At 50.3% G+C, this 890-nt stretch carries 1 protein-coding gene; it reads left to right on the forward strand.

The window, feature by feature from the left end; translation table 11 throughout:
• Positions 1-770, forward strand: a 770-nt coding sequence (locus tag ABD296_RS49430; RefSeq protein WP_344285478.1) for a Tn3 family transposase, incomplete at its 5' end; no start/stop codon positions are given.
• Between the last annotated feature and the right edge of the window lie 120 nt (positions 771-890).

The raw sequence follows: 890 nt of genomic DNA on the forward strand, positions 1-890 counted from the left end.
GGCTTCTGGAGCAGCAGACCGGGCTGAATCCGGTAGAAATTATGACGGACACGGCAGGATCCAGCGATATCATTTTTGGCCTGTTCTGGTTACTGGGCTACCAGTTTTCCCCTCGTCTGGCCGATGCAGGCGGGGCGATATTCTGGCGGGCAGATAAAACGGCACATTATGGTGCCCTGAATGAGCTGGCCCGGGGATGTGTTGGACTGTCAAAAATAGAATCCCAATGGGATGAAATGATGCGAATGGCGGGCTCACTGAAGCTTGGGACCATCCATGCATCAGAGCTTATTCGTTCACTGTTGAGAAGTAGCCGACCATCTGGTCTGGCTCAGGCGATTATGGAAGTGGGCCGGGTCAACAAGACGTTGTATCTTCTCAACTATATCGATGATGAGGATTACCGGCGTCGGATCCTCACTCAGCTCAACCGGGGAGAAGGACGCCATGCAGTGGCTCGAGCCATTTGCTACGGACAACGTGGTGAAATTAGAAAACGCTACCGTGAAGGGCAGGAAGATCAACTCGGTGCTCTGGGTCTGGTGACCAATGCGGTTGTGCTGTGGAACACACTTTACATGCAGGAGGCGTTGTCACATCTTCGCAAATCGGGGGAAACACCTGAAGAGGAGCATCTGGCAAGATTATCGCCGCTGATACATGGCCATATAAATATGCTGGGGCATTATACGTTTTCGTTACCGGAAGATATTCTGAAGGGCGAGTTAAGACCATTAAATTTCAATACAAACAATGAATTAACCTCTTAGCGTGGTTTTTTACATCATTGGACCTTGAACCCCGAAGCTGGTTGAGATACATTTCCAGAGGTCAATGCAATCGTGGCCGAAGCGCCGCCTCAAACCAACGTTTGTGATACATGCTGATCG

Origin of the sequence: Actinomadura napierensis, from assembly GCF_039529375.1 — a bacterium.
In the GTDB taxonomy this organism is placed as follows: Bacteria; Actinomycetota; Actinomycetes; order Streptosporangiales; family Streptosporangiaceae; genus Spirillospora; species Spirillospora napierensis.